Annotated in this window: 9 protein-coding genes; 1 reads left to right on the top strand and 8 read right to left on the bottom strand. The window is 39.9% G+C overall.

All coding sequences use genetic code 11. From position 1 onward, the window contains the following. Positions 1 to 117: 117 nt before the first annotated feature. Together M901_RS13720 and M901_RS17610 are read right to left on the bottom strand one after the other, a co-directional pair. Positions 118 to 2,310, bottom strand: coding sequence for a glutamine synthetase III (locus M901_RS13720; protein WP_021278807.1), 2,193 nt, complete (start codon positions 2,308 to 2,310; stop codon positions 118 to 120). Between the two features lie 119 nt (positions 2,311 to 2,429). Beyond that, positions 2,430 to 2,573 (bottom strand): hypothetical protein, encoded by a 144-nt coding sequence (locus M901_RS17610; protein ID WP_021278802.1) that lies wholly within the window; start codon positions 2,571 to 2,573, stop codon positions 2,430 to 2,432. A gap of 74 nt (positions 2,574 to 2,647) precedes the next feature. On the opposite strand from M901_RS17610, the gene M901_RS13715 reads away from it, so the two are divergent. Continuing rightward, the gene (locus M901_RS13715; protein WP_021278806.1) at positions 2,648 to 3,175 is read left to right on the top strand and encodes a 4'-phosphopantetheinyl transferase superfamily protein; all 528 of its coding nucleotides are present in this window, start codon (positions 2,648 to 2,650) and stop codon (positions 3,173 to 3,175) included. Here the strand turns inward: M901_RS13715 and M901_RS13710 are convergent. The 6 genes from M901_RS13710 to M901_RS13685 all read right to left on the bottom strand — a co-directional run. Beyond that, positions 3,166 to 6,282 carry an efflux RND transporter permease subunit gene (locus M901_RS13710; protein ID WP_021278803.1) on the bottom strand — a complete coding sequence of 1,039 codons (3,117 nt, stop codon included), beginning with the start codon at positions 6,280 to 6,282 and terminating at the stop codon, positions 3,166 to 3,168. The two genes, M901_RS13715 and M901_RS13710, sit on opposite strands and share 10 nt — an antisense overlap. A gap of 9 nt (positions 6,283 to 6,291) precedes the next feature. Continuing rightward, positions 6,292 to 6,897 (bottom strand): hypothetical protein, encoded by a 606-nt coding sequence (locus tag M901_RS13705; RefSeq protein WP_021278808.1) that lies wholly within the window; start codon positions 6,895 to 6,897, stop codon positions 6,292 to 6,294. Continuing rightward, on the bottom strand, positions 6,897 to 8,123 hold the full coding sequence (locus tag M901_RS13700; protein WP_021278805.1) for a TolC family protein: 1,227 nt from the start codon (positions 8,121 to 8,123) through the stop codon (positions 6,897 to 6,899). The genes M901_RS13705 and M901_RS13700 overlap by 1 nt, the downstream gene beginning before the upstream one ends. A gap of 49 nt (positions 8,124 to 8,172) precedes the next feature. Continuing rightward, the gene (locus tag M901_RS13695) at positions 8,173 to 8,535 is read right to left on the bottom strand and encodes a hypothetical protein (RefSeq protein WP_021278801.1); all 363 of its coding nucleotides are present in this window, start codon (positions 8,533 to 8,535) and stop codon (positions 8,173 to 8,175) included. Positions 8,536 to 8,661: 126 nt separating this feature from the next. After that, positions 8,662 to 9,123 carry an RNA-binding protein gene (locus M901_RS16765; protein ID WP_021278800.1) on the bottom strand — a complete coding sequence of 154 codons (462 nt, stop codon included), beginning with the start codon at positions 9,121 to 9,123 and terminating at the stop codon, positions 8,662 to 8,664. A gap of 121 nt (positions 9,124 to 9,244) precedes the next feature. Continuing rightward, positions 9,245 to 9,984 (bottom strand): PDZ domain-containing protein (locus tag M901_RS13685; protein ID WP_021278804.1); only part of this gene is annotated, 740 nt, incomplete at its 5' end.

Genomic DNA, 9,984 nt, shown 5'->3' with positions numbered 1-9,984 from the left:
TATAGGAAGGTACGCGGGTCCTTTTCGATATTTCAACCACTTATAAAAAAGCCCAAATAACAGAAACTGCTATTTGGGCATGATAAATTATTAAAAATACGAAAAGGACCCGCGTACCTATCTCAGGAATAGCATGTCGAAGTACGATGGTAGAGGCCATTGCTCATTTGGCATATGAACTTCTACTTCACCGATGAATTTTGCAATCTGCTCACTCAATGGCATAAGTGAGTTTGCAATTTCCTTGGCCCTTTCTTCTTCATTTTCAGGAAGAGTCTTAACCATATTTGCTAAATTTCTTGTATCTTCATAGAGAGACTCTAGCATGAGGTTAACCTTCTTATAAACGTCCATCTCTACAGTAGATTCCACCTTTAATTCTTTCTGAGCAAGAACAACATCTGCAATTTCCTTCTTAAATTTAATTGCAGCAGGAACAACATATTGATGAACTAAGTCTATAAGAGTCGTAAATTCAATCTCCCTTAGCGTACAGTATCTTTCAATAAGAACATTATAACGAGTTTCAATTTCTCCACGACGATAGATTCCAAGATCAGTCAGATAAGCTGTCTCTTGAGTGTCCATCATAATAGGAAGAGCATCGGCCGTAGTCTTAAGATTTGGCAGACCTCTCTTTTCAGCTTCTTTAACCCATTCTTCTGAATAACCATCTCCATTAAAGATGACATTCCAAGAAGACTTCATCCACTTTTCACTAAGCTTTAAGAGTGCCTTATCAACAGACTCTCCACCCTTAATCATTTCTTCAAGAATGTCATTTGATTCTTTTAAAACAGAAGCAACTGCTCCGTTAAGAATTGTAAGAGGGAATCCAATGGCATGAGAAGAACCAACAGCTCTAAACTCAAACTTATTTCCAGTAAAGGCAAATGGAGATGTTCTATTTCTATCTGTATTATCTTTTGGAAGTGAAGCTAACTGATTAGCACCAAGATCAAGAGTAATATCACCTTCAGGAGTAAACTCCTTCCCATCTTTAATGGCCTCTAGAATTGAGCCAATAGTCGATCCTGTAAAAACAGAGATAATACTTGGAGGGGCTTCGTTGGCCCCAAGTCTATGATCGTTTCCTTGAGAAGAAACGGCAACTCTAAGCATTTTCGAGTGTCTCTTCACCGCTTCAATAACAATTGAAGTGAAGGCCAAGAAACGTGAGTTTTGATGAACTTCTTTTCCTGGACCAAGCAGATTGATTCCCGTATCAGTGGCCATTGACCAGTTTAGGTGCTTACCTGAACCATTGATTCCAGCAAATGGTTTCTCGTGAAGAAGAGCGACAAAATTATGTCTTCTTGCAATATCTTCAATCATGGCCATCACCATTTGGTTATTGTCGGCCGCGGTATTAGCATCTCTAAAAATTTGCGCTAACTCAAATTGCCCTGGAGCAACTTCATTATGTCTTGTCTTAGCAGGAATTCCTAAACGATGGAGCTCTAGATCAAGCTCTTCCATAAAGGCCATGACTCTCTCTGGGATCGCACCAAAGTAGTGGTCATCTAATTGCTGGTTCCTAGAAGATGGAGCTCCAAAAAGAGTTCTTCCCGACATAACCAGATCAGGTCTCTCGAAGTAGAAATTCTTATCGACGAGAAAGTACTCCTGTTCAGCACCACAAGTGACACTAACTTTCTTGACATCTTTTTCACCACAAAGGTGCATAAAGCGTGTTCCCTCTTTATTAAGGGCAGAGACAGATCTTAGAAGTGGAGTTTTAATATCGAGTGCTTCACCATGGTATGAAACGAAAGCCGTTGGAATACAAAGAGTCATTCCATTGGCCCCTTCTTTTAGGAACATCGGAGAAGTTAAGTCCCAAGCAGTATAACCACGGGCCTCAAATGTTGATCTCGATCCTCCATTTGGAAAAGAAGAAGCATCTGGCTCACCTTGAATAAGTTGTGAAGCTGATAATGTTTCAATTGGTTGTTCTTTATCTGCAAAGTCTAAGAAGGCATCATGCTTTTCAGCTGTTGAGCCAGTAAGAGGTTGGAACCAGTGGCAAAAGTGAGTTGCCCCTTTCTTAATTGCCCACTCCGTTACGGCCTTGGCCACAACTTCAGCGTGTTCCCTGCTGATCACAGCACCATCGGCCACAGCTTGCTCTAGCTCCTCTTTAATTGAAGCAGGAATTTCTTGAGCATCAGCGAAGTGAAAAATATATTCACCATAGTAATCAGTTACTCGTTGATAATTACCATTACTATCAGTAGGACGCTCAAAATAGCGCTCTTCTCTATTAATAGCAATGTGCCTAGATTGTTGTCTGCTGGATACAAAACTCATGTGATCTCTCTCCTTGAGATATTGGAATGTCGAGTAAAATTATAGAAAAAACAAAAACCGGTGTCTACCCTTAAGTGGACACCGGTCAGATATATTAGGAAAATTCGAATTGCTTAGAACTACTTAGTGATTTCTTGTGAAATAGTAATATTTTGAACTGGTTTGATTTCTTCAGCTCTTACTTTTGCCATCATAATAACAGTGGCTGCGGATAGAACAAAAACAATCTTAGCGATAATGGCATTGACTTCATGCGGCATCATAATTATCTCCCCAAATAAATATAAAATTCCATTCATTTATTGCAAATTTGATGCTGATGCGCAATAAAAAAAACATGCAATGCCAATATCTGCTTACCCATGAAGTTCCTACAGACTTTTTCCCAGAAAAAAGGGCTGATTACCGTTTATCAAGAAAGTCTTTAAGAGACCTAACAGGATTGGAATGTCTTGAGATCGTCGATCATCTCCATATGAAAGATGATCCAACAATAAAAGTCAGCCTCTCCCATACAAAGGATCTAGGCTGTGCCGCCATTTCTAAAGATCCCAAAGTTGCCAGTATTGGCGTTGATGTGGAATGGAGCGATCGTACTTACCGCTCTGGTATCGAGAAGTACTTTCTTCTTGAGAGTGATGATAAGGACCTTGAACTTATTGAGCTTTGGGCCTGTAAAGAAGCGGCCTATAAGGCCTACTCACCCCTTTATAAAGGACAGAAAACTCTAGTCATTAAAGACTTCACTATTCAAGATCACAAAATCATCTTTCAAGACGAGATTATTGGAGATATTTGGGTGGAGAAAATAGAGTACCTCGGAAGAGAATTGGTTCTCTCCCAAGGCATCATATATCATTGCTGATTTTTAAAGAAAAAGAGTCGGTATAAACTCGGTATAACAACAAGAGTAAGAACCGTCGCTGAAATCATTCCCCCAACGACAACAGTTGCGAGTGGTCTTTGAACCTCTGCTCCTAGCCCACTTGAGAACATCATTGGGAGGAATCCAAAGATATCAGTTAAGGCCGTCATAAGAACAGGACGCAAGCGACTCATGGCCCCTTCTTTGACAACATCATCTGGTGTTTTCCCCTCGGCCTTAAGCTTATTAAAATAAGTCACAAGTACGACCCCATTGAGAATAGAAATACCAGATAAGGCAATAAAGCCAACCCCTGCCGAAATACTGAATGGCATCCCCAAAATTTTCAAAGAGAGAACACCTCCTATCAGGGCCATTGGTGCACAAAGAAAAATTAGCGCCACTTGAGAGAAACTTCTAAAGGCCGCGTAGAGCATGGCCAAGATGATAATAAGAGAGAGTGGCACGAGAATGGCCAAGCGCTCTTTAGCACTCTTTAAATTCTTAAATGTTCCTCCCCACTCGATAAAGTAGCCAGGAGGAAGTTGAACTTTCTTTGCCACCTCGGCCTGGGCCTTGGCCACAAAGGTCTCAATATCACGAGTCTTTGGGTTGATAAGAACTGCTATACGACGAGAAGAGTTCTCTCTACTAACCGAAGAGAATGTTTCAGTAAAACTTATATTCGCAATCTTATAAATTGGCAGTGTGTGTCCTTCAGAAATTGCCACCGGAAGATTCTTAACAATATCAAAATCTTTACGCTGCTCTTCAGAAAGTCTTGTCACAAGTGGATACTTCTTCACACCATCGTAAATATGACCAACTTCATTTCCTCCAATAGCTGTTTCAATACTATCGAGAACAGGACGGGCGGTAACTCCTAACTCCGAGAGAATATCAAGCTTTGGCTCATACTGCAGAAGCGGAGATTTTCCTTTAGACTCTGATTCAACTTCTCCAGCTCCTTCAACAGAGCCAATAACCTGGGCAACCTCTTTAGAGATTTCAATCAACTTATCGAGGTCATCACCAAAGACTTTCGCAGAAACACTGGCCCTTGTCCCCTCTAAGAGTTCATTAAATCTCAACTCTACAGGCTGTGAAATCATGAGGACTTGTCCAGGGACACTGGCCTCGAGTTTGATTTTGACTGCTTCGATAAGATCCTTCTTTGAATCAATTTTTGAGTCCTCTGGCCAATCCTTTCGATCTTTAAGCATGACATAAGAATCGGAGATATTAACTCCCATTGGATCTGTCGCCACTTCAGCGGCCCCAGTTCTTGCAAAGACATTTTCAACTTGAGGAAATTCCTTTATCACTCTTTCAGAGATCTTTTGCAGTTCAACTGAGTTATCAGTACTAATATCTGCTGGGCGAATAAATTGTACGGCAAAATCCCCCTCATCAAGTTGAGGAATGAATTCAGCACCAAGACTTGCAAATAAGATGGCCCCTGAAACAATGGCAGCAACCCCAATACCAAGAACAATAGTTTTAAACTTAAGAGCTAAGTCCAGTACTGGTGCAAAGAGTTTTTCGGCAATTCTCATAAGTAGAGGCTTTACATCACGAGTTTTCCCAGAGAGGAATGTTGCAGCAAGTGCAGGAACTAAAGTAAATGAAAGCACAAGGGCCGATAGCAGGGCCATAATGAATGTCTGAGCCATTGGACCAAACATCTTTCCTTCAATTCCAGTCAGAGCAAAGAGTGGAACAAAAACGACAACGACAATAAGCTCTCCAAACCCCGCGGCCTTTCGAATTTCAATGGCCGCAGCTAAGACTTCCTTTTGAACTTCTTCACGAGTTAACGAACGTCCAAGAAGTTCACCTTTTTTCTGAATGCGATGAACACAGTTTTCAATAACAATAACCGCACCATCGACAATAATTCCAAAGTCCAGCGCCCCTAGACTCATGAGGTTTCCAGAGACCCCTTTCCACTTCATTAGAATGAAAGTAATGAGAAGAGAAATAGGTATAGTAATCGACGTAATAAGTGCTGCTCGAGGATTTCCCACTAGTACGATCAAAAAGAGAATAACAAGTCCTGCTCCCATTAAAAGATTGTGCTCAACAGTAGAGAGAGTCTTATTAACCATATTTGATCTATCATAGAGAACTTTTACTTCTACCCAATCTGGTAAGTCCTTCTTGATCATTTCTAACTTTTCACCTACAGCAAGAGAAACACTTCGGCTATTGGCCCCGAGAAGCATAAAGGCGGTTCCAACAACTGATTCTTCACCATTGACAGTGGCCGCTCCAGTTCGAATATCCTTATCGATTCCTACCGTCGCAATATCTTTAATCTTTACGGAATCTAAACTAGAAAGTTTTTTAACGACGACATTTTCAACATCTTTAATATTTTTAAGAAGACCAATTCCTCTAACTAAGAGCTGCTCTCCCGTTTGCTGGATATAACCACCACCAACATTGACATTGGTTGAGCGAATGGCCGCTTTTATATCGTGAAAGTCAATTGCGTAGCGATTCATCTTGACAATATTTGGACTAATAAAAATCTTCTTTTCATAGCCCCCAATCGTATTAATCTCTGTAACTCCTTTAACTGTTAGTAGTCTGGGCTTAATAAACCACTCCTGGAGAGATCTTAACTCCATCAATTGAACAAGTCTCTTCCCCTCATCACTCTCTACATTCTTGGCCTCGACAGAGTAGTGAAAGATCTCACCAAGCCCTGTTGAGATTGGTCCCATTTCAGGTTTTAGCCCCTCAGGAAGATCAATATTTTGTAGCTTCTCAGCAACTAACTGACGAGAGCTATAAACATCGGCCTTATCCTCAAAGACAATAGTGACTTGTGAGATCCCATAACGTGAGATGGAGCGAATATTTTGTACCCCCGGAAGCCCATTCATCGCCGACTCAATTGGATATGTCACCATCCTCTCAATTTCCTCAGGCACAAGACCACTGACAGGAGTATTAACTTGAACTTGAGTATTTGTGATGTCAGGAACAGCATCAATAGAAAGCTCTTGAAAAGCTTTTAATCCGGCAAGAATTAAAATCCCCGTCATCAAGAAAACAAAGAGCCTATTTTTAACAGAAAATTCTATTATCTTATTAATCATAACTCCCCCTTAATGAGCATGCCCATATTCTGACTTATCAGTAGAATAAATATCTGCCACTCTCAAAAGGGAAACTCCTTTCATGACAATTTGATCGCCCCTTTTAAGTCCCTTCACTCTCAATTTTATTTTCTTGGTCTTCTTGTCATTATGAAGAACTTCTCCTTCAAAGAACTTAAAGAAGCCGTCTTTGAAACGATACAACCCAACATGATCTTTACTCTTAACCATCACATCGCGATCAACGACAATAACCTCGCCACCGATAGAGATCAGTTTAATACCCAAGTTCTTTAGAGCAGAACTCGACAATTTCAATCCCTTCTTCTCATCCACTTCGACAATTGCCTTGTTTTGACCGATGGCCTTTGTGCCCCCGTGATCGTGGTCGTGGTCGTGACCTTCTTGGTGGTCACCTCCGTGACCTTCCTCGTGGGCTTCATGGTGATCATCATGCCCATCAAGATTGTCATGCTTAGGAGCAAGAACTCCTGTTGTTTGCGGCTCATCGTGAGAATGTCCATGTTCATGGTCGTGATCATGCTCTTCGCTAGCAAATACCGCAAGGCAAAGACTAAGGGCCAAAAGCCCAATAATTCCTCTATATAATTTCATTACAATTCCTTAGCTAAAACTTCACCATTATGGTGATAGATATTCCAAAGCGCTTCAACAGCTCCAAGCTCAAAACTATTTCTTGTACTGCTATACTCAATGAGCTGGCGATGGGATTCAATAACAAGTGAAGTTGAGATAATCCCTCTTTTAAATAAGGCCTCCACTTTCTTATGCTTCTTATCTAACTTGGCCTTTCCATCCATTCTCTTTAGAGATTGAATATATTTCTGATATTGAGTTTGCCAAGAAAAGAGATCGAGTTTTGCTTCTTGCTCGAACTTTTTAAAATGAATTTGAGCTGCACTAAGTTCGGCCTGGGCCCTTGCCTTGCCTGCTTTGTTACGATTAAAAAGAGGCAAGTCAAAGCTAAGAGAAACCCCAGCTCTTTTAACAGTTTCATCATCTTTATCAATTTCAAAGACAGGTCCAAAACGCAGATCAGAATAGGCCTCACCTTCGGCAACTTTTAACTTGGCCCTTTGAATATTAAGATAATCCTTGGCCACTTGAAGTTTAGAAAATGAAGCTTGATTGATAGAAGTTGGGACAGATTGAGCTCTTAAATCGAGCTCCCTCGCCGAGGCACTATCCGTCACATCACAATTATTTCCTGCAAAAAAACTAAGATGATTTTTGAGATAAGTTCTATCAACTCTAATATTGGCCAACTTTAATTGATAATCATTAATGGCCAACTCAAGAGTCTCTTTCTCAACCTGTTGCTCCGCTGACAAAGAAGTTCTGTTAACAAGCTTCTTATGAATTCTTTGAAAAGCGTCAATTGACTCGAGATAAAGTGGAATAAGCTCATTCATATGACGAAGACGATAGAGACTCTTCACTGTTTCGATAACAATATTCTCACTCTCTAAAGAACCAAGACTCTGGGTGAGTTGATATTCACGGCGGGCCTTATCAACCCTTGCCATTCTCTTGCCTCCCAACTCAAATGTTTGAGTTAGGCGAATCGCACCTTCATATGACGAACTCTCCTTTAGATTAGAGACTCCCTCAAGCTCAAGTTCAGGGTTTTTAAATACATCTGCACCTTCAATATCGGCGCGAGACATTTCAAGTTTCTTTTGGTTTTTAAGAATCTTAGGATGATTCTTTTTCACTAAATTCAGTACCTGATTGGCACTTTTAAGCTGACAACTATTTGCTGAAATAGATGTCGCAACTGATAGAAGGATAAGGACCTTCATACCTTGATAAAAAGACATAGGTGTCTCCAATTTTAAATTTCATTAAATGTCGTTACTTTCTATGAATTTAAGATTGGATTGGAGGACGAAGCCCCGGATCAAGAGATGGCATTAAGTAGTGATTTTCAAATTGCCAAAGCCTTACAATTTTCATCGCCTGAGGCATGTGAATTGAGATTTGGTAATGAATTTGAGTCAGATTATGCAGACCACTGCAAAAGTTTTGACAGTGCTCAGAAGCGTGAGATTCTTCATGGCAATCTTTACTTGAACAATGATGGACTTCTTCAATGGAGTCTTGATCATGAGAGTGATTATCATGTGCCAGGGTCTCAATCTTCTCATCCGCATGATGAAGGGCTTCATCTAATTCAGCAAAGGCCGAATTAACGAAGCTAAAAATAGTCAATAGGATTAAAAGATAACGCATCATCTCTATAAATTTATCATAGGAATTTGTTCAGAGATAGTATTTTCTCTCAGTCTGATCTATAAAAAAAGGGCCAATACTAGGCCCTTATCTTTTATAACTTGATGATTTCTTAAGTATTTTTGCTTACTTCTTATCTAAGAAAGTCTTAAGAGCATTGAGTCCAGTATTTCTTTTCTTTGCTCTGATTTCCTTCTTTTCAAGCGCCATTTCAACATTTGTCTTCTTAGTCGAAGACTTAAACTTTCTTGGCTTCTTCGTAAATTCACCCTCATTTGCTTCACTTGCCTTGAGAGTTCTTCCATCAACTTCACGTCCATTTAAGTAATCGATGGCCTTTAACCCATCTTTCGCCTTTTCCATTCTTACAAAGGCAATTCCCTTACTCTTATCTGTTCCCGGTTGAGTTTGAAGGTTTACCGTCTTCACTTTCCCAAACTTAGCAAAGATCCCGAAAAGATCTTTCTTAGTCACTTTATAATTAAGGTTTCCTACGTAAACCGTCATTCCCTTAGGCTTGTAATTACTCTCACCTGGCCTATTAAATCTTACTGGTTTCTTGAAACTCTTATTTTCTGATTTTTGCATTTCTACTTCCTATTTCTAATATCCCCTCTATGTACCACTAACTGCTGCACAATACCACCATGTCAGTAAGAATTACCAAAATAGAGCTAAGTCACTAAAACCTCGAAAAGGACCCGCGTACCTACATAATCTTTAAAATATCAACACTCTTAGTTTCATCAATTGATTTTAGTGACTTTATCTTCTTCGAGCTTGTTCCAGTGACGATATTGAGGTCTGTCACATAACCAAGACGTGAGACGAAGAGTGAGTATGTCTTATCTGCAAGGAAGATTTTATCCTTCTTATCATAGTCAGATTTTAAGAAGCGAAGCCCATTAACTGAAAGAATCTCATCTCCAGCATTAAGACCTGATTTATAGGCCGGACCATCAAGCTCGACAGTTTTAACAATGACACGATCACCTTTAAACTCTGGTGTAAATCCTAACTCAACAGTTGGTTTCTCATACTCAACTTCGACTCCAGCAATTTTAAGAAGCTCTTCAAAATCAATATCCTCAGTCGACTTGATCATATGAATAAACTTATCAGTAATCTCTCTCCCCACAAGATCATTTAAAAGATTAAAGACCTCATCTTCTGTAACACCAACTTCTGGTTTGTCGAGATACCTCTGCCAAAGGACCTTAACAAGATCAAGAACAGACTTATCTTTATCGGCCATTAGTATATTTAGGGCAAAGAAGACTAGCCCACCCTTTAAGTAGTAACTAATAGATGAGTTATTATGGTTTTCATCTGCACGATAGAGTTTAATCCAAGCATTGAAAGAGCTATCTTCCAAAGAATGAAACTTTCTTCCAGGGATTGAGAGGTAACGATTAATATTTGTTTTAATACAATCGAGGTAATCTTGCA

The organism is Bacteriovorax sp. DB6_IX, from assembly GCF_000447775.1.
Lineage (GTDB): Bacteria > Bdellovibrionota > Bacteriovoracia > Bacteriovoracales > Bacteriovoracaceae > Halobacteriovorax_A.
Note: the sequence above shows the minus strand (reverse complement) of the source record. Positions and strands in the feature narration are given on the sequence as shown.